The 25340-nt window shown below is 41.9% G+C and carries 24 protein-coding genes and 2 pseudogenes; 23 read left to right on the top strand and 3 right to left on the bottom strand.

What is annotated here, in order from left to right; translation table 11 throughout:
- The first annotated feature begins 358 nt into the window (after positions 1-358).
- Positions 359-889, top strand: a complete 531-nt coding sequence (locus tag DHBDCA_RS11675) for a Crp/Fnr family transcriptional regulator (protein WP_242825023.1) — start codon at positions 359-361, stop codon at positions 887-889.
- Here the strand turns inward: DHBDCA_RS11675 and DHBDCA_RS11670 are convergent.
- Entirely contained in the window at positions 878-2380 is a 1503-nt protein-coding gene (locus DHBDCA_RS11670; RefSeq protein ID WP_015043754.1) for an IS5 family transposase, read from the bottom strand. The two genes, DHBDCA_RS11675 and DHBDCA_RS11670, sit on opposite strands and share 12 nt — an antisense overlap.
- A 126-nt stretch (positions 2381-2506) precedes the next feature.
- Between DHBDCA_RS11670 and DHBDCA_RS11665 the strand changes: the two genes are divergently transcribed.
- The 4 genes from DHBDCA_RS11665 (at position 2507) to DHBDCA_RS11650 (ending at position 5771) form a co-directional block, all read left to right on the top strand.
- Complete coding sequence (locus DHBDCA_RS11665; protein WP_015044414.1) at positions 2507-2686, top strand: helix-turn-helix domain-containing protein; 180 nt, start codon at positions 2507-2509, stop codon at positions 2684-2686.
- 130 nt (positions 2687-2816) lie between these two features.
- A complete protein-coding gene (locus DHBDCA_RS11660) occupies positions 2817-4121 on the top strand; it encodes a reductive dehalogenase (RefSeq protein ID WP_015044413.1) in 1305 nt (434 codons plus the stop codon).
- 27 nt (positions 4122-4148) lie between these two features.
- On the top strand, positions 4149-4451 hold the full coding sequence (locus tag DHBDCA_RS11655; protein ID WP_015044412.1) for a hypothetical protein: 303 nt from the start codon (positions 4149-4151) through the stop codon (positions 4449-4451).
- A gap of 48 nt (positions 4452-4499) precedes the next feature.
- On the top strand, positions 4500-5771 hold the full coding sequence (locus DHBDCA_RS11650) for an FMN-binding protein (protein WP_015045371.1): 1272 nt from the start codon (positions 4500-4502) through the stop codon (positions 5769-5771).
- Positions 5772-6040: 269 nt separating this feature from the next.
- Here DHBDCA_RS11650 and DHBDCA_RS11645 read toward each other — a convergent pair whose 3' ends face one another.
- Positions 6041-6727: a Crp/Fnr family transcriptional regulator gene (locus DHBDCA_RS11645; RefSeq protein WP_041225795.1), complete on the bottom strand. Its 687-nt coding sequence runs from the start codon at positions 6725-6727 to the stop codon at positions 6041-6043.
- Between the two features lie 328 nt (positions 6728-7055).
- Between DHBDCA_RS11645 and DHBDCA_RS11640 the strand changes: the two genes are divergently transcribed.
- The 11 genes and pseudogenes from DHBDCA_RS11640 to DHBDCA_RS11595 all read left to right on the top strand — a co-directional run bounded on the left by DHBDCA_RS11640 (position 7056) and on the right by DHBDCA_RS11595 (position 18200).
- Positions 7056-8345, top strand: a complete 1290-nt coding sequence (locus DHBDCA_RS11640) for a reductive dehalogenase (RefSeq protein WP_015044409.1) — start codon at positions 7056-7058, stop codon at positions 8343-8345.
- A gap of 18 nt (positions 8346-8363) precedes the next feature.
- Positions 8364-8666, top strand: a complete 303-nt coding sequence (locus tag DHBDCA_RS11635; protein ID WP_015044408.1) for a hypothetical protein — start codon at positions 8364-8366, stop codon at positions 8664-8666.
- 34 nt (positions 8667-8700) lie between these two features.
- The gene (locus DHBDCA_RS11630) at positions 8701-9957 is read left to right on the top strand and encodes a 4Fe-4S binding protein (protein WP_015044407.1); all 1257 of its coding nucleotides are present in this window, start codon (positions 8701-8703) and stop codon (positions 9955-9957) included.
- Positions 9958-10118: 161 nt separating this feature from the next.
- A pseudogene (locus tag DHBDCA_RS15830) lies at positions 10119-10226 on the top strand (5-methyltetrahydrofolate--homocysteine methyltransferase); the annotation flags it as partial.
- Between the two features lie 388 nt (positions 10227-10614).
- Complete coding sequence (locus DHBDCA_RS11625) at positions 10615-12219, top strand: IS1182 family transposase (protein ID WP_015042568.1); 1605 nt, start codon at positions 10615-10617, stop codon at positions 12217-12219.
- 606 nt (positions 12220-12825) lie between these two features.
- Positions 12826-13539, top strand: coding sequence for a Crp/Fnr family transcriptional regulator (locus DHBDCA_RS11620; RefSeq protein ID WP_015044405.1), 714 nt, complete (start codon positions 12826-12828; stop codon positions 13537-13539).
- A 295-nt stretch (positions 13540-13834) separates the two neighbouring features.
- Positions 13835-14149: a hypothetical protein gene (locus tag DHBDCA_RS11615; RefSeq protein WP_015044404.1), complete on the top strand. Its 315-nt coding sequence runs from the start codon at positions 13835-13837 to the stop codon at positions 14147-14149.
- A 17-nt stretch (positions 14150-14166) separates the two neighbouring features.
- On the top strand, positions 14167-15579 hold the full coding sequence (locus DHBDCA_RS11610) for a reductive dehalogenase (RefSeq protein WP_015044403.1): 1413 nt from the start codon (positions 14167-14169) through the stop codon (positions 15577-15579).
- 46 nt (positions 15580-15625) lie between these two features.
- Complete coding sequence (locus DHBDCA_RS11605; protein WP_034378475.1) at positions 15626-16996, top strand: reductive dehalogenase; 1371 nt, start codon at positions 15626-15628, stop codon at positions 16994-16996.
- Positions 16997-17210: 214 nt separating this feature from the next.
- Entirely contained in the window at positions 17211-17849 is a 639-nt protein-coding gene (locus DHBDCA_RS11600; protein ID WP_015044401.1) for a cobalamin B12-binding domain-containing protein, read from the top strand.
- 3 nt (positions 17850-17852) lie between these two features.
- Positions 17853-18200 (top strand): uroporphyrinogen decarboxylase, encoded by a 348-nt coding sequence (locus DHBDCA_RS11595; protein WP_242824903.1) that lies wholly within the window; start codon positions 17853-17855, stop codon positions 18198-18200.
- Positions 18201-18209: 9 nt separating this feature from the next.
- Here the strand turns inward: DHBDCA_RS11595 and DHBDCA_RS11590 are convergent, their stop codons facing one another.
- On the bottom strand, positions 18210-19979 hold the full coding sequence (locus DHBDCA_RS11590; RefSeq protein ID WP_015042137.1) for an IS1634 family transposase: 1770 nt from the start codon (positions 19977-19979) through the stop codon (positions 18210-18212).
- A 182-nt stretch (positions 19980-20161) separates the two neighbouring features.
- Between DHBDCA_RS11590 and DHBDCA_RS11585 the strand changes: the two are divergent.
- The 7 genes and pseudogenes from DHBDCA_RS11585 to DHBDCA_RS11560 all read left to right on the top strand — a co-directional run.
- Positions 20162-20389: pseudogene (locus DHBDCA_RS11585) on the top strand (cobalamin-dependent protein); the annotation flags it as partial.
- A gap of 3 nt (positions 20390-20392) precedes the next feature.
- Complete coding sequence (locus DHBDCA_RS11580) at positions 20393-21562, top strand: uroporphyrinogen decarboxylase family protein (protein ID WP_034378474.1); 1170 nt, start codon at positions 20393-20395, stop codon at positions 21560-21562.
- Positions 21563-21580: 18 nt separating this feature from the next.
- Positions 21581-21724 (top strand): hypothetical protein, encoded by a 144-nt coding sequence (locus DHBDCA_RS15485; protein ID WP_015044397.1) that lies wholly within the window; start codon positions 21581-21583, stop codon positions 21722-21724.
- Between the two features lie 194 nt (positions 21725-21918).
- Positions 21919-22230, top strand: a complete 312-nt coding sequence (locus DHBDCA_RS11575; protein WP_034378472.1) for a hypothetical protein — start codon at positions 21919-21921, stop codon at positions 22228-22230.
- Between the two features lie 17 nt (positions 22231-22247).
- On the top strand, positions 22248-23615 hold the full coding sequence (locus DHBDCA_RS11570; protein WP_015044395.1) for a reductive dehalogenase: 1368 nt from the start codon (positions 22248-22250) through the stop codon (positions 23613-23615).
- A gap of 423 nt (positions 23616-24038) precedes the next feature.
- Positions 24039-24221: a twin-arginine translocase TatA/TatE family subunit gene (locus DHBDCA_RS11565; protein ID WP_015044394.1), complete on the top strand. Its 183-nt coding sequence runs from the start codon at positions 24039-24041 to the stop codon at positions 24219-24221.
- A gap of 25 nt (positions 24222-24246) precedes the next feature.
- A complete protein-coding gene (locus tag DHBDCA_RS11560) occupies positions 24247-25296 on the top strand; it encodes an FAD:protein FMN transferase (RefSeq protein WP_242824902.1) in 1050 nt (349 codons plus the stop codon).
- Positions 25297-25340: the final 44 nt, after the last annotated feature.

Here is a 25340-nt window from a genome sequence, read left to right as displayed (position 1 = left end):
TAGTTGTCTGGACTACTAGTAGATCTCTGTCTTCTGCTATATTCTGAATGTTAGGCGGGATTCTTAAAAACGTTCTGAGCCTTTGCCTCCGGAAGATATTGGTGTAATTAATTGTGAATAGATTAATGGACAGAACGGGCGGTATTGCAATCGAAAACCGTCTTTTTTAACTCTATGTAAAACAAATGGACCTTATAGGGCAAAAGATTATTTTTATTTTTGTAAAAAATATTGAAAGAGTGTAATATTAATTTTAAAAGTAGAGATAGCTAAAAATAATAAAACTGATCTAAGATAGAGACTCTCCAATTTGATTTTCTGAAAATTGGTCTTAGGGGGTGAATTAATTTTGAAAGAAATGTTTTCTAGCATCCTCAGATCACAAAGAGTGTCGAAGACTTTAATTGAAGCGGGAGAGAAAGAATTTTACAAAAAAAATACAACGATAGCTTCGCCAGGCGAAATCATTGACAAATTTTATTATATTTTAAAGGGAAGGGTATTATGTATAGAATACTCTCCTGAAGGTAACGAAAAAATAGAATTCATTCTTGAAGATGGAAGTATTTTCCTAGAGTCTAATCTGCTTTTCGATGTTCCGGCTTTTACATACTTCAAAGCAGTTGAAGATTCTTATATAATTCATCTATCCAAAAATAAACTTATGGAATTAATATTAAATAATCTGGATATATCATTATTTATTATGGAATCATTGACAAAGAAATTTTTTTCAAGCATGTCTCGAATAGAAGAATTACTCTTTCATGATGTTGAATGGAGAATATGCAATCTCTTTATATCAATGGCCAAATCTTATGGTATTGAAACAGAGAACATGATTAAATTGGGGGCTGCTGAACAGGATGTTATTTTCTCAATAAGCTAACCTGATCAGCCCGAAATTCTCTCTAATAAAATTGAGTATAAGAATCCGGAGCCTGCGCTCCAGGTTCATTACCAACAGCTGCATGGCGATAACAGTCTCACTGGTTTCTTTGAGACGTGCCATGATACGTCCGAGCCCATAAAACCGCTTACCTTCTCCGAATTTTCCTTCAACAGCGTTTCGTATTCCAGCATCCAGCCGTTCTTGTTTCTTTTGTTCTCTTAATAGTTCCTGATCTTTGGCTGGTCTGCCGAGCGGTGGACCGCTCAATCGAATGCCCAGTTTCTTGCAGTAGTTAAGGTTATCTCTGTTCCGGTAGATCTTGTCTGCCATCACGGCTTCTGGATAAAAACCATACCTTTGGTAGTAGTTTTCAACCGATTGCATGAGTGTCTTGCTTTCATTGAAAGCGTCAAAGCTCAAGCTCTCCATATAACTGAATCCGTTCACAACACTGATGGCAAGCTTAGCTCCAAATTCTACATCTGCGTTTGACTTGCCTCGTACTATGGGTCTGACAAAAGGCATATGCAGGCTGACGATGCGATCTTCTACCGAATGTTTACCCTGTTTGTACATTTCCAGCTGTTGCCAGTAGATTTCTTGACTGACGAGCAGATTGCGGTATTGGCGTTTAGTTAAGAGAGTCAGCGAACTTTTTTCAGCAAGAGTCTTAATGTTTTTCAGATCCCGTCGAATATATCGCAGCTGTCCTCCGATTCCTTTGCGGATCATCTTAGCAGTCTTATGTTTCTTTTTATCAATGTTCAGATAGCTTTTGCGTGCATTGCGACGGTAGGATCTGGGTTTCTTGAGAATCCCGGCATGCGGTGCATGCAGTACATCAATGATTTCTTCCAAAGCCTGCCGGGTTGTGTTCAAAAGCCAGATATCTGTAGGATAGTGAATATCCGCAGGGGTGCAGGTTGCATCCAGGATCAGCTTGCCTGAGTTCTTGGTTTCTGAAGGTTCTTCATTCGTTTTCTCTTCTTGTCCTGTATCATCAGAGTCTTCACCATCAGAAGGAGGGGTGTCGTCTGAGCCATCTGAGTCATCTGGGTCATCTGGGTTTTCTGGATATTCATGTTCTCCGGCTAGTCTGCTAGTAATCTCGTTGATTTCGTTGATAATATCCTTGTCCAAACGTTTGCGGAAATGGGTCATGAGTGAATGATTGAATGGCGGTTTATCTACAAATGCACTTAGGCCAATGAAATATTGCATGTACGGATTTTCTGTGATCTCTTCGACCGTGTCACGGTCAGATAATGATTTCACATTTTGAATGATCAGAGATCCGAGTGCCAAACGCACCGAATAGGCTTTTTGTCCGCGACTGACAGGAAAACTTCTGGCATACTTCTTCTCAACTTCGGCCCAGGGGATCATTAATGCGAGCTTACACCATTTATTGTCCGGGTTTAAGTTCCCGCCAAAAGGCAGAAAGAATTCGTGCGGAAATGTAATCTGCTGTTCGGTAGGTTTGTACATGAAAACACGCTCCCAAGTGCAAGGTTTTTTAACATAATATTTATGTTTACATGTACTATTTTACCAAAAGTCGGGGTTAAAACCCAGTGTTTATGCTGATTTTACCGTTATTCAGCAGCCCCTAAATTGAATTTCAAAATCAGTCACCAATTTATTGGCCATTTACTCGGGATCAATAGGATCACCAGCATCAAAATTATCAAAAAGCTTAAAGGTATGAATTATATTGAGCAAATTGACGGCTACTACTATATTAAGGATTTAAACGGACTAGAACAGTACCAGGCAAGACAAAAGATTAAATAATTTTCTTATTAAATACGATTTTTCAGATATACGAACTAGTAATTTGGGCTTACTACGGTAATCCAGACTACTGGTTCTCTTTTTTTCTCCATGGTATTTTGAATTAAATAAGAAAAAAGGAGGCAAAAACATGACTTTGGTCAAACAGGATTCTGATGGAAAAAAGTTAAGACTGAGTAGGCGGAACTTCTTGAAAAAATCTATAGGAATGGGGGTTGGGGCAGCCGGTGCGGCTTTGTTAGGTTACGAGCTTCCTGGTGTAAACAGCGTAGCGAATGCTGCAGGCATTGAACAACATGATACAATGCCGATGGAGATTTCGAGTGATTACAAACGTTATAATCAAAAGAATACTGTGTTTATGAGAGCTTTTAGTGGGGATCAAATTGTTCAAGCAGACTTTTTTAAGTATGTCGGGAAAAAAACCGGTGAAATCCCTCAAGAAGGCGGAGAGGGCTGGGGTCAGCTTGAATATGCTATGGATGATGCAGCTTGGTCCGTTGAGGATGATGTCAATGGCTATCATGCTCCTGGATTCGCGAATTTAGGATTATATAACTGGGAAGGAAAAGTAAGTCCTAATGCTTACAAATTTCAAACGCCTGAACTTGCAAGCCAAGCGGTAAAGAAGGCAGCCACCTTTTTTGGAGCAGATTTAGTAGGAATCGCACCCTATGATGATAGATGGGTCTACACGGATGTTATCACTGACCCGAAGACGGCGACTTTAAAACCAAATGTCTTCCCGTTTGAACCGACAAACGTAATCGTAATGGCTTTTGAAATGAATTATGAAAGTTTTCAAGCTGCTCCGGCCCTGCTTGAAGGTGCTTCTGCCGGCAATATCTACTCCAATATGGGTGTAACGGCTCATAAGGTGGCAACTTTCTTGAGAAGATTAGGTTATCGGGCCATACCTTGCGGCAATGATACAGCATTAAGTGTTCCCTTGGGCGTTCACGCAGGATTAGGAGAACTTAGCAGAATTGGGATCCTCATTACGCCTAAATATGGACCAAGAGTCAGATTGTGCAAGATCTTTACCAATTTGCCGTTAGCTGTTGATAAACCGATTACTTTCGGGGTTGCAGAATTTTGTAAAACCTGCAGGAAGTGCGCCGACGCTTGTCCTTCGCAAGCGATATCGCATGACAAAGAACCAAGTTTTAAAACTATAACGGTATCCACAAGTGGCGGTGTAAAAAAATGGGCTTTAGATGCCGAAAAATGCTTGTCCCAATGGGCACAAGTTGGAACTGACTGTGGAATCTGCGTTAAAGTATGTCCATATAACAAACTTGATGAATGGCACCATGATTTCGTGAAGCTGGGAACAAGAACGCCAGCCCGTCCAATCCTAAGGTTCTTTGATGATCTGTTTGGATACGGAAAAGTGAGTGCTTCAGATGCGACAAAGAACTTCTGGAATAAGTAAAAATATTTTAGAAAAGAGGAGAGAATGATGATCATATTCTGGTTAATTCTGGGTGCACTCATGGTATCATCCCTATGGTTTGTCTATATCAAGTTCCAGGCTGCAGGCAAAATGTCCGTAACTCGCTGGGTTTTGACTTCCATATCTGTACTGTGGGGAGCCTTTACCCTGGCCTGGATTGTCAGCAGCATTGCTGAAGGTGAGATGCAGGCTGCCGGTATGGGACTGTTAATCTTCGGAGCCATTCTTATTGGACTAATTATCCTTACAGTGCGGTTAAATTCTTTAATATCCTCAAAAAAGAAAGCCAATAAAGTAGAGGCCGCATGACATCAGGGTAAGGCAGACCTTTTGACAGGAGCAAAAAATGAGAAAATTATGAAAAAATTTTTAAGTAATATTATTGTTTTTGCAGCAACAGTTATATTCCTCCTAACGTTGGGTTTCAGTTGGACTCATACTGATCGTGATATCATACCTTTTATGAATCAAGTTTTTCCGGAAGCGCAATCTTTTCAAAAGATTGCGTCTTCCCCTGTTATTTACGAAGGAATAACGAAAGATCAAAACGGCAAAGAAGAAAAAATAGGCTACGTCGTAATCGAGCAAGCGGTTGCTTATGGCGGCCCGATCAAAATGGTCACCGGAATTGACCTGCAAGGAAAGATTGTAGGAACGGTTATTGCCGCCCATAAGGATACGCCATCCTTTATCGATAAGGTCATCGACCAGAAATACCTGGAGAAATTCATCGGCAAAGACATCACGGACCCCTTGTCCATTGACAAGGATATTGACCGTATTTCCGGCGCCACATTTTCTTCCCGCGGGATTGCCAAAGCTATTTCCCAGGGAAGCCATGCCGTAGCCAGGGGCGAGTTCGGGCTGGATGTGAAGGATGAAGTAGAGCCGTTTAAGTTCGGGGCAAAGGAAATTGCAGTCATCGCTTTGGTCATCCTGGCGGTAATTGGTGTCGCATTCAAAAAAAGAAAACTGCGCTGGATTGCCCTGATAGGCAGCTTGGTCTTCATTGGCTTTCAATACAATACATCGATTTCCCTTGCCAACATTGCCGCATTATTAATGGGGAATCTCCCGTCCATCCGTGAAAACCTCGTTTGGTATATCCTCTTAATCGGAATCCCTATTATCACCTTCATATTAGGAAAGAATGTTTACTGTTTCTGGCTTTGCCCGTTTGGCGCTTTGCAGGAAATAACTGCAAAAGTAGGCGGCGGTAAATTCAAATGCTGCAATAAAAGGATCGAAGCAAAAGCGGCTAAAATAAGATATATACTCATCTACCTGGCACTGATAGGGGCATTTCTGACAAAGACACCGAGTTTTGCCGGTTACGAGCCATTCGCCACTTTGTTTGGCCTGCAGGGATTCGGTATCCAGTGGCTTATTTTGCCGGTCGTGATTTTTAGTTCTTTCTTTATCAGCAGGTTCTGGTGCAGGTTTTTCTGTCCAGGCTTGATACTCAATGAGATCATTTTACGTCCCAGGAAATATATTATGGGGATTTTAGAAAAAGGAATCTTTAAAAAAGCAAAATTGAAAAAGGTTCGGGGAATAGAAGGAATCAAAGGGATAGGAATCGAAGCAAGATCTGCAAATGAATTGAATAACATCGAGGTAAAAGAATGAACAGCAAATTAAGCATGAGGGATATAGTATTTATCTTATTGATATCTGCGGTCGCTATCATGATTGTAATAAGTGAATGGCAGGCTTATCATGCTGTTTCTTAACAAATATTTTGATTTATGTTTGTAATAATATGAAACATCGCATATAAGCAATAATCCAAAAAGTAAGTTTATTAATAATATAAAATTCACTATAGCCCTGGCTTTCAGCCTTGGTTATTTTTTCATTGGCGACTTTTACGGGGGATGGACAGTATCAGCTACCATTTAAGTCGTAATTTTGGCCTGATGGTTTTTTAGCCGTTGCAAATCTTTAATAAAATAATAGCCGTTTGTTTGCTCGATTAAATTCATTTCTTTTAATTTATTGATCACCTTTATGGCCGTACCTCTATTGACACCCAGCATGTCACTAATAAACTGCTGACTGATTTTAATATTCAGCTTTATTTTATTTTCTATTTCTATTCCAAAATTATCGGCAAATGTTAATAATAGGCGGCATAGTCTCCATTCTGAGTCATGAACCAGCAGTTCAGTAAAAAAATAACCACTTGCTAAAAATTTGCAGGTAATCGATTGTAATATTGATAGCGTTACATCAAAGTCGGTTTGTAACAAATTCAAAAAGTTTTCTTTCCTAAAAAAAAGTAAATGCGAAGGCTCCATGATCTTGAAATAACCATCACTAGGAATACTGAAAATTGCGTTGGCTTCCAAAAAGATACTTCCCTTGTCTATAAGGCCACATATATATTCATTACCATTTGTAGAGTATACACAAGATTTAACCAGTCCATCTTTTAGATAATAAAATCCATCGGGGACATCTCCGGCAGAAACAAGTATCTTATTTTTGGCAAAGAAAACTTCTTCTCCTACGTCCAATAATTTTTGAGAGATATTAGAAAGTTTGATGATTTGTGTAAAATTATCTTTTCTAATTTCTTTCATAAATGGCACACTCACCTTCGATAGATTTCCCTGAAATTCATCTAGGGTATAAAGCATCATAATTTCGTTGTTAGAGGATATTTCTTTAATATGATCCTGCAATATCATTTTGACAATATTTAGTGTACACCAATTTTTTGTCAGAGACCAGCCTAATTTTTTCTATTACGCTTGATTCTCCCTTTAAATATTGAAACAACTAATTCTATTTTGTCCTAAAATTTAATTAATGTTGTATAGTGAACATCTGTTAAATAGAGATCTATTCATTATATTTTATTTTATCTATGATATTTGTAGTTCAAATATTTTAAGGAGGAGATAAGGTATGATTCCTGAAAATGCCAAAGAGAAAAAAACTCAGAAGAAAAAAACCTTTTCCAAAGAATTTAGCAGACGCGGTTTTTTGAAGACCTCTCTAGGAGTAGGGGTCGGAGCAGCAGGTGCCGCATTGTTCGGTTCTGAACTGCTGGGAAGTAATAGCATCGCAAATGCACAAGTTGTCGAGCATGATGACATGCCGGTGGAAATCTCCAGTGACTACAAACGGTATAGCATGGCTTCTCAGGCTCCGATTGGTGCTGTCTCTGCAGAATATGCCGGAAAAAGGTTTGGGACAATACCTCAAGAAGGAGGAGAGGGCTGGGGACAGCTTGAGTTCGCCTTTGATCATGCCTGCTGGTCGATTGAAGAGGATATCAATAAGGGTCTGGGCGCTCCGGGTTTTCAATCACAAGGGTTATTTACTTGGGAAGGCGAAGTAAACCCCAACAAGTACCAATTTGAAAGCCCCGAAGCTGCGAGCGCGATCATCAAAAGAGTAACAAAATTCTGGGGATCATGTAAGGTCGGGATTGGCCCTTATGATGAACGGTGGCTCTTTTCTGAAGTTCTCGATCTCGCAACGGGTAAACCTGTTCCAAATAAGTTACCGTTTACGCCTACAAATGTTATTGTGGCGCTTTTTGAAATGGATTATGACTGCTATCAGACTGCCCCAGCTTTGCCCCAAGGGGCTGCTTCCGGCAATGAATACTCCGATGCGGGTGTTCTCCTCCATAAGTTGGCTAAATTTATCAGGACATTAGGCTACCAGGCCATACCTTGTTCCAATGATACGGCTTTAAGTATTCCCTTGGCTATTCAGGCCGGCCTAGGGGAGATCAGCAGAATCGGTATTATGGTCACTAAGGAATATGGGCCGAGAGTGCGGATATATAAATTGTTCACGGATATGCCATTGGCTATTGATAAACCGGTTACCTTTGGAGCGATGGAATTCTGCAAAACCTGCATGAAATGTGCTGACGCTTGCCCGTCACAAGCAATATCCCATGATGTAGAACCAAGTTTTAAAACATCTGCCATAACGAATCCGGGAGTCAAAAAATGGGCTCAAGATGGCGTGAAGTGTATGACACAATGGTCAAAAGTCGGTACTGACTGTGGTATTTGTATTAAGGCCTGCCCTTACAACAAACGCCAGGAATGGCATCACGACTTAGTAAGGTTGGGCACAGAAACACCTGCAAAACCCGTTCTGAGGTTCTTTGACGATTTGTTCGGTTATGGTAAGATTTCTGTTCCGGATGCAATAAAGGAATTCTGGAATAAATAAGAAAAGAGGAGAGGTAATATGATTATTTTCTGGTTAATCTTGGGAGCACTCATGGCATCATCCTTATGGTTTGTCTATATCAAGTTCCAGGCTGCAGGTAAAATGTCCGTAGCCCGCTGGATTTTAACAGTAATATCCGTGATCTGGGGAGCATTTCTCCTGGCTTGGATCGTCTACAGCATTGCCGAAGGTGAGATGCAGGCTGCAGGCATGGGGCTGTTAATCTTCGGAGCGATCCTTCTTGTCTTAGTTATCGTTACGGTACGGTTAAATTCTTTGATACCCTCCAAAAAGAAAGCTGATAAAGTAGAGGCCGCATAATTTCAGTCAGGCAGACCTTTAACAGGAGCAAGAAATGAAAAACTCAGCAAATAAAATCATTGTGTTTGCAGCAGCAGTTATATTCCTCATAACGTTAGGTTTCGGTTGGACTCATACAGATAACAATATCATACCGTTTATGAATCAAGTTTTTTCGGAAGCGCAATCTTTTCAAAAGATTGCGTCTTCCCCTCTTATTTATGAAGCAAATAAACAGAGCAAAGATGGTAAGGAAGAAAAAATAGGCTACGTCGTAATCGAGCAAGCGGTTGCTTATGGCGGTCCGATCAAGATGGTTACCGGAATTAACCTGCAAGGAAAAATTGTCGGGACGGTTATCGCTGCACACAAGGATACACCATCATTTATCGATAATATTCTAGATCAGAAATATTTGGAAAGATTTATCGGAAAAGACATCACAGATCCTTTATCCATTAACAAGGATATCGACCGGATATCGGGCGCAACCTTTTCTACAAGGGGGATAGCCAAAGCGGTTTCCCAGGGAAGCCATGCCGTAGCCAGGAGCGAGTTCGGGCTGAATGTTAAGGATGAAGTGGAGCCGTTTAAGTTCGGATCCAAGGAAATTGCCGTCATAGCGTTGGTCATCCTGATGGTGATTGGCGTGGCATTCAAACAAAAAAAATTACGCTGGCTTGTCCTTTTAGGAAGTTTAGTCATCATTGGTTTCCAATATAATACGCCCATTTCGCTTGCAAATATTACCGGACTTCTCATGGGGAATTTCCCGTCTATTCGTGAAAACCTCGTTTGGTATATCCTCTTAATCGGAATCCCGGTGATCACCTTTATCTTAGGAAAGAATGTTTACTGCTTCTGGCTTTGTCCGTTTGGCGCTTTGCAGGAAATCACGGCCAAAGTAGGCGGCGGTAAATTCAAATGCTGTAATAAAGCAGTCGAAGCCAAAGCGGCTAAAATAAGGTATGCATTGATCTACTTAGCACTCATAGGGGCATTCCTGACAAAATCACCGAGTTTTGCCGGGTATGAGCCATTTGCCACTTTATTTGGCCGGCAGGGGTTCGGCATTCAGTGGCTTATCTTGCCGGTCGTGATTTTTAGTTCCTTCTTTATCAGCAGATTCTGGTGCAGGTTTTTCTGTCCGGGGCTCATACTCAATGAGATCATTTTGCGCCCCAGGAAATATATCATGGGGATTTTGGAAAAAGAAATTCTAGAAAAAGCCAAATTGAAAAAGGTTCAGGGGACCGAAGGAATCGAATTAATATCAGCAAAAGAATTAAATAACATCGGGGTAGAAGAATGAAAAGAAAATTAAGCATGGGAGATTTAGTATTTATACTATTAATTTCGGCGGTCGCCATCATGATTGTAATAAGTGAAGTTCAGTCTTACCATGTTATTTCTTAACAAATATTTCTACTTATGGTGTATAATTATAAACCGTCTATTTATTATTTGCGATCCAGCGGAATCTTAAAAACAGCAGAAAAAAGGCTCGAAGTATTTGCAAACATCATGAAAAGAGTTAAAGAATTCAATATTGCTCCGTCCCGTTTACACATGGATCCACTAAAAGCGGATCCATGACGTCAGCCACAGACACAAAGAAAGGGGCTGTATCACAACTTAGCCCCAAGCGAAAGACGTCAATTTAAAAAAATGGCGTCTTTTCTTTTTGGGGTAGTGCAGACTCGCACAGTCCACCGCTCCCCCGTTCTCGCAGCTAAAAACAGAAACCCTCGCTAACATGCCAAAACCCCGCTGTTTACTGCAAGTTAACCGTTGGCATGTTTTAACGCTGCGGATTTCTGTTTTTTAACGCTGCTGCCACTAACGTCCGCTTGTGAATCTGTGCAAGTCTGCAATATTTGAAGAAATCAGCAGATATAGGGAGATATTTTGACGTGAATGTGGTATAATGTCTATGGATATAAATATTGCCATATTTGGAGGTATTTGAATGTCTAAGAAAGGGCAGAAAGTACATACCAAGAAAGTATTTAAACCTTATGTGCAGGAACAACAAACACTGCCGTTAAGCATCGACAGCCTGATTCCTCAAAACCATGTCGTCCGAGTTGTGAATCGTGCTATCGATCGCATGAATCTCGAACCCTTGTTTGCCAAATATCCTGGAGGCGGCCGTTCCAGCTTTCACCCTGTCATGATGACCAAGTTATTGGTTTATGCGTATACGGACAGGGTTTTTTCATGCCGCCGGATAGCAAAAGCGGCCCGTGAAAATATTATGTATATGTGGCTGTGCGGCGGCAATCAGCCGGATTTCATGTCAGTTAACCGCTTCCGGAGTGAACGGATGAAAGAGGTTATTCTAGAAGTATTTGCTGAAGTTATTGAACTCTTAGTCAAAGAAAAATACATCAAGCTGGAAAATTATTTTTTAGACGGGACAAAAATTGAGGCCAATGCCAATAAATACAGTTGGGTATGGGGCAAATCCACGAAGCGCTATAAAGAAGCGTTAAGGGAGAAATGCCGGGAATTATTTAAAGAAATCGATCAGATCAATGAAGAAGAAAATGCGGAATACGGCGACAGTGATTTAGAAGAGCTAGGCAATGGCAAGCCCATTGACTCAGAGGCTATTGAAGAAGCCGTAAGGAAAATTGACGAGAGACTGGCTAAGAAATCGGAAGAAGAGACAGTAGATGCTGAAACCAAAAAGTTAAAGAAAACAAGAAACACCCTTACGAAAGATTATCTGCCAAGAATGCAGAAATATGAACAGCAAGAACTGATCCTGGAAGAAAGAAACAGTTACTCCAAGACAGATCACGATGCCACCTTTATGCGAATGAAAGAAGACCATATGAAAAACGGTCAGTTAAAGCCAGGTTACAATGTCCAGATCGGGACGGAGAACCAGTTTGTGGTCGGTTACAGTGTTCATCAGAGACCGGGCGATACCAGCTGTATGAAGGATCACCTGGAAGAATTAAAAACGCTCCTGCATGGGGAATTACCAAAGAATATTATTGCCGATGCCGGCTATGGCAGCGAAGAAAATTACGACTATCTGCAGGAGAAAAAGCTTGTGTCTTATGTCAAATATAATACCTTCCACAAAGAAGCCAGTAAGAAATGGAAAGAAGACATAACGAAACCACAGAACTTCACCTATGACCATGAAAATGATGAATATATCTGCGGTTATGGGAGAACACTCATTTTCTTATACGAGCGGCACCAAAAAAGTGACAATGGCTATAGGAGTTTGATCCGAATCTATGAATGCCTGAATTGTTCCGGGTGTCCTCATCGGAACCAGTGCGTGAAGTCATCCGATCCATACGCTAACAGAAGAATATATGTCAATCGCAAACTGAATGCCTATAAAGAACAGGCCCGCAGGAATTTGTGTTCAGAAGAAGGTTTGCGCATGAGGAGCTTGAGGCCGGTCGAGGTTGAAAGCGTCTTTGGAGACATTAAAGGGAATCACGGTATGCGAAGATTCCTGTTAAAAGGGCTAGAAAAGGTTAAAATTGAGTGGGGATTACATTGCATCGCTCATAATATGAGAAAAATGGCGTTGATCACTGGATAGGAAACTAAATTTTAAAAAAATTCACCATAAAAAGTGAGGGGGCGCAACCGAAACCTAAAGTTTCGTTACGCCCCCTTGCTATTTTAGAACAAAAAGGGAGCTGTTGCCAACGAATTTATAGTTCGTAGGCAACGGTTTTTTAAAAATTCAAGAGAGACTGCTAAATACAATATTGATTTTCCAGTATATATTCTCTAAATACAAGAGAGCGCCAAATTATAAGCGCTTAGCACTTACAATACGGTCGGTAAATAACCCCATCCTTTTCTGAGTGCTACAGACCTGATCAGGGGAAATATTAAAAGTGTAAAACTTGAGGTTTTAGTTATATATTAAATTAAAATATCAAAAATGATTGTATAATAAATTTAAGTATAATGTAAAATATATTAATGTAAAATATATGCATTAACTTTGTATTGCTTTTTAACTGCGATATTTTGGTTAATGTGTTCTTTCTGCTAGATTCAATTGTTATATTTTTTATTATTTTTTGGTGTAGAATTAGTTGTGGGACGTACGTTTGTTTTTTACAAAAGGACTTAACGGGTGGCAAAATAAATCTGGGGATGGTAATGGTGGTAAATAATTGGAAGGAGGAAGCGTATGCAATACGATTATGGAAGATGCGAGGGGGCAAGGGCTATTCCTGACACTTTCTATCCGATTGAAAAACTGAGGGAATTCACGCATATAGGAGTAGTAAAAACCTATGCTAAGGACAGTAATGTGATCTTGCCGGGAGGCAAGGATTATATGCTGGTTTATGTGCTTTCCGGAAGGATAAGTTTGAACCTGATGACGGAAGACGGCAGGGAAAGAGTGATTTATTTTTCCGGAGAAAATGGAATTTTGGGTCGTTTGTATAAGATGGAAAATGATAATGATGCTTATGCAGTTGCCATAGAAGATTCTAAAGTATGTCTTTTTTTCGAAGAGCACCTCAGAATTATTTTCCGTCAAGATGAAGACATGATCTTTGAAGTGCTTAGAAATTGTCTTTCCAAAGTAAGTTATTATATGAGACAAACGATAGAAAGAGACTTTTACAATCCAACGATTAGAATCTTAAGATTGCTGCATGGACTTTATCTTACCAATGGAATATCGGTAGGAGATTCTTACGAAATACGTATGGACTTATCATTGCAATTTATTTCTGAGATAACAGGAGCACATTATGTTACAGTCTCAAAAGTATTAAAGTATTTAAAGGAACAAAAAATTATTGAAAAGAAGAAAGACAAAATAATTATTCATGATCTGGAAAGGCTTAAAGAATTGACCCATGAGAAGCATATTTATAAATATATTTATTAGAATTAAGTTTAACAATTTATTCAGACAGATTATTTTTTGAATTCCATTTCATTAGAGAAATGGAGTATTTTTTTGTATTATTGTAAATTACCTGTGTCTCTATTAGCAGGCTATGAGAACTGAAAGATATATTTTTTTCAGTTCTCATAGCCTATTGAATTTTCCAGTCAACAGTTCAGCGAAAATATTTTGTAGATGTATAGTTTTTAGTTATACAACTAAACTTCACTCAAAATTATTAAATACAATGTACCTATAGTCATAAAAATGGCTGAAGTACAAAAGGGAGGTGAAAATGATGGGTACATTCTTAATTTTTTTAGCAGGCGTATTATGCTTAGCGGGTATTTTATTTATTAAACCTCGTGCGAAACGTGAACAAATGTGGAAAACAGTAGTAAATTGGGCCTTGTTTGTTACCTGGTATGGGATTACCTGGATGGGAATTTCCTTTGTCTACATTAACGCATCGGTTGGACATGTCAAAGCCACAAGCACAGCGATATTTCTGTTTCTGGGGATATCTGTGGTTCTTGCCGTTGTTCAGGCCCGCCTGCTGGGATTCATTGGTGTAAAAAAAGCGGGGAATACAGGTGAATTACAAGCCTGATAGGATGTGAGAATACGGTGATTAATGAACAAGAGAAAAAGTTTCAGTTAGGCCGCAGGGATTTTCTCAAAGCTGGTGCCGGAGCTGCAGCCCTGGGAGTAGCGACGGCCCTGAAAGCACCTACCATAGTGGCGGGAGCGGTTGGCGAGAGCATGAAGTATACGCCTGCGGCAAAGGGACAGTGGTCCAAACTGCATCCTGTGCATGACATGGGCAGCGCAACAATACATTTTGTAGAACATAACGACCAGTGGTTGGGAACCTCAAAGATAATAGGCCCAATCAAAAATCCGAGTGAATACGATGGCGGATTTGAACAGATTGCCGCGGGAAAAGTCAGTCAAAGGGGCCAATTGGGGCTTTATAACATGAATACGAAGGATCCTTTTGGTGGTGCAATTATAATGGGAGCCGGGATGGTAGCAGGTTTCCTGGAAGGTATTCCTGCCCCAAAGAAAATGGAGATCCCTGATCCTGAACAAATGTCACAACACATCAAGGATGTTGCCTACTTTTTGCGGGCTGATGACGTAGGTATAGGCAGGATGCCCTCGTATGCCTATTATAGTACCAAATGTATCTATCCGCCTTTTCCGGGGAGACAGTATGTGGAATTTCCCAGGGAACAATTAGTTAGGCCGGTTACCGAACGCCTGCCGTATGCGATCGTGGTCATGATTGACCAGCATTTGGAGACAATGCTCGCTTCGACGGGTTATGACGCAATTAGCATCTCCCAGTCCTTCAGAGGCTATCATGCGACAGGGGTTATTGCTGCTATTATGGCCCAATATATCCGGAATCTGGGATATAACGCCAGGGCTAATTATGCTGTGGATTATAACGGTGTCATGCCGCCTGTTATTATCGCCGCAGGGTTGGGAGAACTATCCCGTACAGGCGATTGCGCGATTCACCCCCGGTTAGGATTCCGCCATAAAGTTGCTGCGGTCACTACGGATTTGCCGCTTGCACCGGATAAGCCAATTGATTTTGGGTTACTCGACTTCTGCCGCATATGCAAGAAATGTGCGGAAAATTGTCCTGCCGGAGCTATCAACATTGATAGTGATATGGGTCAGTATAACGGCTATTTGCGTTGGAACAATGACACGAACAAATGTGCCGAATTTCGGGCTAGTAATGAGGACGGGGTATGCTGCGGACGATGCATGAAGGTCTGTCCCTGGAATTCCAAAGAGGAATCCTGGTTCCATCAAGCTGGTACCTGGATTGGAAGCAAAAGTGAAACATCATCAAAATTATTAAAATCGATTGATGATATGTTCGGGTATGGAACAGAAACCATCGATAAATATAAATGGTGGCTGGAATGGCCGGAACTGTATAAGCTTCCACCTGTAAGCATTCTGACTGAACCTTTGCCGCCGGATCCCATTTTTTCAGCATTAGGGAAAAATAAACCGTAACAATCCGAAAGTTAAAACAATAAGCTGATTGGATGTGAATAAAACGGTGATTAATAAACACGACAGGAAGTTCCAGCTAAGCCGCAGGAATTTTCTCAAAGCCGGTGCCACAGCCATAGCCTTGGGCGTAGTTGGAGTGGTCAAAACTCCTTCTAAGGCGGCAAATGCGGCGGGAGGAAGTCTGGGGTATACTGCTGCAGCGAAAGGACAATGGTCCAAATTGCATCCGGTACATGACCTCGGCAGTGCCAGCATACGTTATGTAGAAAGCAATGATCAGTGGCTGGGTACCTCAAAAATAGTTGGGAAAATCAAAAATGTCAGTGAAGCAGATAATGGATTTAATCGTGCTACCAGGGGGTTGCTCCCAGATCCCCGGATACAGCTGGCGTCTTTAGCGCTTCCTACCCATCCTTTTCCATTGGCACAGCTGATGACGGTTGTTTTAGTAGGGCCAGACCCTGTAGTTGAAGGACCGGCCGCCCCGAAAAAATTACCGATACCTGATCCTGAGCAGATGTCACAACATATTAAAGATACTGCCTATTTTTTGCGCGCCGACGATGTCGCTATCGGAAAAATGCCTGAGTTCGGATATTATTCTGAGAAGGTTGTTGACCCGGCGGGGCTATTGAACAAACCGGTGTCGGAGTGTGTTAAACCGGTAACAGAACGGCTGCCCTATGTCATCGCCGTGATGGTTGACCAACACTTGGAAACCATGCTGGCGTCGACCGGATATGATGGGATTAGCGGCTCGCAGTCACTAAGGGGTTATCATGCGGTCGCAAACATTGCTGTCATTTTGGCAAGCTATATCCGTGCCCTTGGATATAATGCCCGGGCGAGTCATTTTGTCAATTATGCTGTAGTAATGCCGACGGTTCTCATATCTGCAGGCTTAGGGGAAATGTCCCGGGCCGGTGACTGCACAATTCATCCCCGTTTAGGATTCAGGCATAAAGCAGCTGCTGTGACCACTGATTTACCACTGGCACCTGATAAACCAATTGATTTTGGGATCCAGGAGTTTTGCAGGGTATGTAAAAAATGTGCGGAAAACTGCCCGACCCAATCAATTTCGACTGATACGGATCAGACCGAGTACAACGGATATATACGATGGAACCTCAATAGTGATACATGTACGCAACTTAGAATAATTAACGAAAATGGTCAAGGCTGTGGACGGTGTATGAAGGTTTGCCCATGGAACTCCAAAGAGGACTCCTGGTTCCACCAGGCGGGAACGTGGGTAGGCAGTCAAAACGAATCTTCTTCAAAATTGCTGAAAGCAATTGACGATATGTTCGGGTACGGAACGGAACAGATAGAGAAATATAAATGGTGGCTGGAGTGGCCCGAATTGTATAAGTATACACCCCCCGACCTTTCAGGACCTGTCTTTAAACATTAAGTCGCCGGATGCGGGAAGTTAGAAATTTGTCAGTTAATAGGTACTATTAGCGGCTGCTGGCAACAAATTTTAATATTTGTTGCCAGCAGTTTATCAAAAATATAAAAATAGTTCTGATATATTTTGCATGTATGGATATATGAGATACCATTACGAGGCAAAACTGTAGGATCCAACCGGTATCAAAGAGGAATTTAAAGGAGGATGATTCAAAGTGGTGGATTTGAAAGTCCTGACTCAAGCGATGTCCGATTTGGACGAAGACGTGTTAAAAAAGGCTATTGATGAAGCGCTAAGCAAAGACGACAACGCCGCCGAAGCTCAAGAAGTTGTTAAAGCCTGTCAGCAAGGTATGACGCTCGTGGGTGAGCGTTATGATTCGGGTGAGTACTTTATCGGGGACTTGGTCTTCGCCGGGGAAGTGTTGCAAAATGTAATGGACAAGCTGAAGCCGGCTTTAAGTGCAGAATCCTCAGCAAAAGGCGGAAAAATTGTCCTGGCCACAGTTTTTGGAGATCTTCATGATATCGGCAAAAATATTTTCAGATCCATGGTTGAAGCCGCAGGTTTCGAGGTGATCGACCTGGGGATCAATGTTCCGGTTAACCAGGTCGTGGACAAGGTAAAAGAGGTTAACCCTGATATTGTCGGATTAAGCGGCGTACTCACCTTGGCGCTGGACAGTATGAAAGAAACGGTTGATGCGCTTACTGAAGCAGGCCTTAGAAATTCAGTCAAGGTGATTATCGGCGGCGTACCGGTTAATGAAGTGGTTTGCAAAAGTATAGGCGCTGATGGTTTTTCAACAAACGCTGCCGAAGGCGTAAAAATTTGTCAAAGGTGGGTGGGATAAATCATGAGCAACGTAATGGCGCTGTATCAAGAACGTTTGAACCGTATTTTCAAGACAATAAATTTGGAACAAGCCGACCGCGTTCCTGTGTTAGGCACTTATGGGACATGGAGTGCCTACTATGCAGGTTACACGCCGGCCCAAGTCGATATCGATCTGGATAAATGTGCGAAGGCCAGTGTGAAAGTAGCCAATGATATTCCGGTAGATATGCTTCATATGGTGTCTACCAGGCCTGCCGCTCTGCTTCAATCGCTGGGAAGCAAAAGTTTTAACTATTTCCTGACTTTAGAAGATAAAAGACGAAAAATCGCTGAATCACTTGATGCGCAAGAGATTCAGCGATTTTAAATTGTCCTATTATTTTAGGTTTATTGTTAGATCCAATTTTGTGCATGAACGGAACTTGGTCAGTGTCATGTTTGTCTTTAGAGGAGTCAGTTTGAGTATCGATGCGAGATCGAGATAAGTCTGGGAAACTTGGGTTGGGGTAACGATATTATTTGGGTATTCTCCCTGAACTAATGCAAGGGGGTCCTGTATTGCTTCCATGATTTGCGCGGCCGAAACGCTCTTGCCCATTGATTGTTCGAGTAAGTACTGTGCATAACGGAGTATGCATAACGCGATGAAACACATGGCAAAGTGCCCCTTAATATGTTCGTCATTCCATACGAAAACCGGTCGTGCTCTAAGGTCAGTCTTAAGTATTCTAAAACTCTCTTCGATCTTCCATAGTCCTCCGTATATCTTGGAAACCTCATCTGTGCTCAAGTTCAGGTTGTTGGTAATGACCGCATAATACCCATCATAGCGGGCGGCTTGCTCAATTTTTGCTTCATCCAGCTTCCAATCTTCTGTGTCAAGCTCCATCTGCAAAAACTGATTGCAACCCCGTTTTACTGCAGCCTTAAGCTGATAGGGTTTGTCAAGGCGTTTCTTGAGCTTCTCTAGTACGCGTTCCCTGTCGGATCTGTCTTTGTTAGCCCGTTTGGCCGACCAGGTTAAGTGTATCTTTACGGGAATTTTTTCAATAGTGTACTTCCTGGGCCTTCCTCTTTTTTTCTTTTCAGCACTTTCCTCATCCTGATCTATGGGAACCTTGACCTCCAGTATTTGCTCTACGATCTTGGAACGAGAGGTTATCTCCCCTGTGGCAAGGTCCACACTATCTTGCCATCCTTCGTCGTTCCATACAAGTTCCTTAAAGGAGTCAGGAGAACGCTTTAAAGTATAGCTGATGACGAAGTCGTGCCCACCCTTGCAGAGGTACTCAAGATTGCTGCCGCTGTTGAGTCCTCTGTCGGCAACCACCGTGATCTTTTCCAGCCTGTACAGACTCTTAAGCTTCTCTACCGATCGGGTCAGAGTACACTGATCCATCGTGTTGCCTGGAAAAAGTTCATACGTTATGGGTATGCCGTTGTTGTCCAAAAGCAGCCCCATGACCACCTGAACTTCGTTATTTTTGTGATCCTTCGAGAAGCCAAACATTCGTAATTCGCCCCAGCGGGTGCTCTCAAAAGCGTACGTTGTGACGTCATAGTATGCTTCAGGACCACTGCGGCTGGTTTTCTTTTCAAAGAAGTCAGCAAGGTGGCTTATGATGGCCTCTTTCTGCTGGGAGAGTACATCAAGAACATCGTAAAGGACATCGATCCCAAGAGAAAGGATACCCGCATAGGAATTCTGTTCCAATGCACTCGCATGGATACTGCAAGGATCTGCGCAGCGATGGGCGACAAGGTAGAATAGAGCTTGTCCAACAGCTGTAGCATTGCGCTTTCCGCAATTAGCAAGAAAAAAGGCGTCTAACCCCATAGTGCTCCAAAGCTGTTTGATTAGCGCATGACCGAACCTGAAGGAAGGAACAACATCCTGAGGTGATGTGATGTCCATAACGGTAACGCTTAAAGCGAGAGGAGCGTTCGTTTCCTTCTTTGCCCTTGTCAGTTCAGCTGCTTCAGCCTTAAGCTTGGCAATAATGTCCGGATCCTCAGCGAGCATTCGTTCATAGTTACCAATCGTCTTCACGACATGCGTCTTTTTCTTCGTTGTTCCCGGAATACGGGTATCTTCTCTAAACTGTATGACCCGGGCCTTGCCCGAGCCTGTTATGGCAACGTACATACAGAAGGCTCCTCTGGATAAAAATATCTAAAACTATTATACCATAATCGCAACTAATATAAAAGGACATAATAGGACAAAATATAATATATTTTCTACATAAAAATCAGCCCTGAACTCCGCTATCTAAACGGTTTTCAGGGCTGAGTGCTAGCAGTTTTTCGTCTTATAAGTCCTAAAGTCAGGAGGTTAACCCTGATATTGTCGGATTAAGCGGCGTACTCACCTTGGCGCTGGACAGTATGAAAGAAACGGTTGATGCGCTTACTGAAGCAGGCCTTAGAAATTCAGTCAAGGTGATTATCGGCGGCGTACCGGTTAATGAAGTGGTTTGCAAAAGTATAGGCGCTGATGGTTTTTCAACAAACGCTGCCGAAGGCGTAAAAATTTGTCAAAGGTGGGTGGGATAAATCATGAGCAACGTAATGGCGCTGTATCAAGAACGTTTGAACCGTATTTTCAAGACAATAAATTTGGAACAAGCCGACCGCGTTCCTGTGTTAGGCACTTATGGGACATGGAGTGCCTACTATGCAGGTTACACGCCGGCCCAAGTCGATATCGATCTGGATAAATGTGCGAAGGCCAGTGTGAAAGTAGCCAATGATATTCCGGTAGATATGCTTCATATGGTGTCTACCAGGCCTGCCGCTCTGCTTCAATCGCTGGGAAGCAAAAGTTTTAACTATTTAAGTAAAGATAATATTCCCCAGTATAGTGACGAACAAGCCGGGATAATGAGTGGAGACGAATATCCCGAATTTAATAAAGATCCGTTAAGATTCATTGTTGAAAAGATTTTACCACGAAAATTTGCCGAATTGGCTAAGTCTTCTCCCGCGAAAGACGTCGCTTTGGCCAGAGGTGCCATGCACTTTGCCATTTATGGAGCAAAATCGGGGGGAATAACGGGTGCGCTTGCTCAACAGGGAATGCCTCTCTTAGGGGATGGCTTACTTATTCACCCGATGGATTTAATTGCGGATATGTACCGTGGTATTAAAGGAATGTTCGGGGACATGCGCCGCCGCCCGGAGGAAGTCTTAGAAGCGATTGAAGCCTTACTGCCTGTTATATTGAGGTTTGGTATGGGACAGGTTCATATGGTGCCGCCGAAAGCAACCCCCAAAGTGCTTTTTCTCCCGATGCATTTGCCAACCATGATGAAACTGGCGGATTTTGACAAGTTTTACTGGCCGGCCTTTAAAAAGATGATGGACTTTTTTGCTGCTCAAAACGTCTGTGTTCTTGGATTCTATGAAGGCGACTGGTCACGCTATTATGATCATCTTCAAGAATTGCCGGCGAAGAAATCATTTGGCTGGTTTGAACATGCAAATTTCAAAGAAATTAAGCAAAGTTTGAAAGATACCATGTGCATTGTTGGACTTTTCCCGGCGACTTTACTGCAATATGGAACTGAACAAGAATGTATTGCCAAGGCCAAGGAAATATTGGATATAATGGCCCCCGGCGGCGGATACATTTTTACCACCGATAGGGAACTGATTGCAGCACAGGATGGCAAATCAGAAAACATTATCGCTGTAAATAAATTTGTTATGGAGTATGGTATTTATTAATAGGAGGTGTGCCTTGCAATGGAAGAAAAATTATTGATCTCTTGGAGTGAAATACTTAAACAGCACCCGGAACTTGCAGACCAAGATCCCGCTATTGGAATGAGTTGGGATATGGGGCAGGAAATGGTTTTCAGCTATTTGTTTATGCTGGCAATCTTTTAAAACAAAGAAAATGCGGAAACCTAATAAACTAGTCTTAAGCAGTTATACTTTAAGGTATTGGCTAATATTTTTGATAAAAATTTTTTTCCAGATGTATCGTTTTAGTTATATAACTAAACTTCCAATAAAATCATTTAATACAATGTACCTATAGTCATAAAAATGACTGAATCATCAAAAGGGAGGTGAAAATGATGGGTACATTCTTAATTTTTTTAGCAGGTGTATTATTCTTAGCGGGTATTTTATTTATTAAACCTCGTGCTAAACGTGAACAAATGTGGAAAACAGTAGTAAATTGGGCCCTATTTGTTATTTGGTATGGGATTACCTGGATGGGGATTTCCTTTGTTTACATTAACGCATCGGTTGGGCATGTCAAAGCCACAAGCACAGCGATATTCCTGTTTCTGGGGATATCTGTGGTTCTTGCCGTTGTTCAAGCCCGCCTGCTGGGCTTCATTGGTGTGAAAAAAGCGGGGAATACAGGTGAATTACAAGCTTGATAGGATGTGAAAATACGGTGATTAATGAACAAGAGAAAAAGTATCAGCTAAGTCGCAGGAATTTTCTCAAAGCCGGCGTTGCAGCCTCTGCGATGGGAGTGATTGGAGCGATATCAGCTCCAGCCAAAGTGGCCAACGCAGCCGGAGCAAGTCTGAAGTATACTGCTGCAGCGAAGGGACAATGGTCAAAGCTTCATCCCGAACATGACTACGGCAGTGCGACAGTACGTTTTGTAGAAAGCAATGATCAGTGGTTGGGTACCACAAAAATTGTCGGAAAAGTTAAGAACTTCAGCGAAGCTGATATGGGATTCAATTTGGCTACCAGGGGGCTGCTTCCTAATAAAAAGACACAAGCGGCGTCTTTGAGTTTCTTTTTCAGGCATCCTTTTGGAGCGGCAATAGCCAATGCAGGCATGTTTGTTGCTCCGCCCGCTGCGGTAGAAGGAAAGCCGTCTCCCAAAAAACTGGAGATCCCTGATCCGGAACAAATGTCCCAGCATATTAAAGATGCCGCCTATTTTTTGCGCGCTGATGAAGTCGGTATCGGCAAGATGCCGGAATATGCTTATTATTCCCAGAAGCTTACGGATAAGGCTGGTTTGATGACCAAACCTGTAGAAGAATGTGTCATACCGGTAACAGAACGCTTGCCTTACGTCATCGTCGTGATGGTTGACCAAAATCTTCTAACTATGATGGGATCGACCGGGTATGATGGAATCAGCGGTGCAATGTCTATGAAGAGTTATCATGCAACCGGGAACATCGCAGTTATTTTAGCTACCTATATCCGGAGCCTTGGGTATAATGCCAGGGCGCAGCATGCGTTTAATTATAACGCAGTCATGCCACCCGCGGTTATTTCAGCGGGGTTGGGGGAGCTTTCCCGTACCGGTGACTGTTCAATTCATCCCCGCTTGGGGTTCCGGCACAAGGTTGCTGCGGTTACCACTGATTTGCCGCTGGCACCCGACAAACCGATTGATTTTGGACTCCAGGATTTCTGCAGAGTATGCAAAAAATGCGCTGAAAACTGTCCGAACCAATCCATTACGTATGATTCGGATCTTGTGGAGTATAACGGATACCTGCGTTGGAACAGCGACATGAAAAAATGTGCAGAATTCAGGATACTTAACGAAGACGGAGTGTCCTGCGGACGGTGCATGAAGGTCTGCCCCTGGAACTCCAAGGAGGATTCCTGGTTCCACCAGGCTGGAACTTGGATTGGAAGTAAAAATGAAGCTTCGGCAAAATTGCTGAAAACAATTGACGATATGTTTGGGTACGGCACAGAAAGCATCGATAAATATAGATGGTGGCTGGAGTGGCCGGAGATGTACAAGTATCCGGCGGTTGCTCAAGCGCCACAGACGCATTAATAATTAAAGGTCCTCTGTCAAATGTTGGGGCATCCCCCTAAACAAGAATAATTCTAAATTGATGTAATGCTGGTAATAGCCCTTACAGACTATTATCAGCATTTTTATAAATCTTGCTGCGGATGGCACTATGCCATTAGTATCTAGCCTATTAACCCATCCTATATAGAATGCGAGATCTGAATAACCATTGGTATAAGGAACTCTCTTTCTTAAATCATTTTCTGTGCTTAACATCAGGAACAGCTAGATGGTTTTTACGAGCTTTTGGTGGACGAATATTGACACTAACTCTACAAACAATTATTATTTACTTTAGGATATATTGAATAATACTTTTATATCTAGAGATAATCTATAAGCAGGGGAATTCTTAATGTTTTTGTGAGTCCATACTAATCATATAAAATGGAGGAGATAAAAATGCAATTGATTTTTGGAATGATTACCCCAACTATAGCTGTAATAGGTTTGGTCATCGCTCTAATCGTATTTGGACCAGGAAAGCTGCCCCAATTAGGAAAAGCTTTAGGCGGAGGGATTAAGGAATTCAGGAGTGCTTCTGAGGGCGAAAAAGAAGAGAGTGAGACAATAAAAGAGGCATAGCATAACGCAATAAAATATTATTTAAATGCAAATAGAGGATAAGTTCAGCATGTACCATAAAAAGAGCTTTAAGATACTTTTATTTCTGTTGATCATTATCGGTATATCGTCTTGGCAAGGTTATGAGTATTATCAACGTAATGTTAATTATCAAGAAACCAAATTGTTTTTTGACACAGAAGTATATGTTGAGGCTCATGGCTGGGGAGCAAAGAAGGCAGTAACAGAAGCTCTCGGCATTATGGAAGAAATAGATTCTAAGCTTAATAAGTTCTCGCCTGATAGTGAGGTATACGCTATCAATATTCATGCAGGAGAACAACCTGTCGCGGTATCGGAGTTAACGTTTGATGTTATTGAACAGTCCTTGAAAATTGCGGATTTGAGCAATGGCGCTTTTGATCCGACCATTAGTCCCTTAGTTAAATTGTGGGGATTCGGAGAAAACGGCATTCAGAAATCTGTACCGCCACAGGAACAGATTGCCCAAACCATTCATTTAGTTGATTACAAGAAAGTAATATTGAATAAAGAACAAAGGACCGTTTTTTTAGTTGAGAAGGGGATGAGCTTAGACCTCGGAGCGATTGCCAAGGGCTATGCCGTAAGCAAAGCGCTAGATGCATTTAAGGATCGTAATATCCCATCAGGGATGGTATCAGCAGGCGGAAATATTTATGCCATAGGCAAAAAAGACGGAGGAACGCCTTGGCACATTGGAATTAGAGATCCTTTAAACAAAGGACAGATCATTGGCTATGTTGAATTGGAGAATCTCACAATCGATACATCAGGCAACTATGAGCGGTTTTTCACTGTTGACGGAATACAATACAGTCATATTCTTGATCCTCGTACTGGGTATCCTTCAAAAGAGGTCAGCGGTTGTACTGTCGTCACGGAGAATCCGATAATGGCGGATGCTTTGGCTACAGCAGCTTTCGTATTAGGTCCTGAAAAGGGCTTGCAATTAATCGAAAAGAATAACGCATGGGGCCTGATCATTGATACTGACGGCAAGATGGTATTATCCGCAAAAATGAAAGAAATGTTTAAACCAGAGACTCCCGAGTAGACCGTATTTGGAAAAATTAATTTTAATTAGATCAGGAAAAGGAA

This window comes from Dehalobacter sp. DCA (assembly GCF_000305775.1).
Classification (GTDB): Bacteria; Bacillota; Desulfitobacteriia; order Desulfitobacteriales; family Syntrophobotulaceae; genus Dehalobacter; species Dehalobacter alkaniphilus.
Note: the sequence above shows the minus strand (reverse complement) of the source record. Positions and strands in the feature narration are given on the sequence as shown.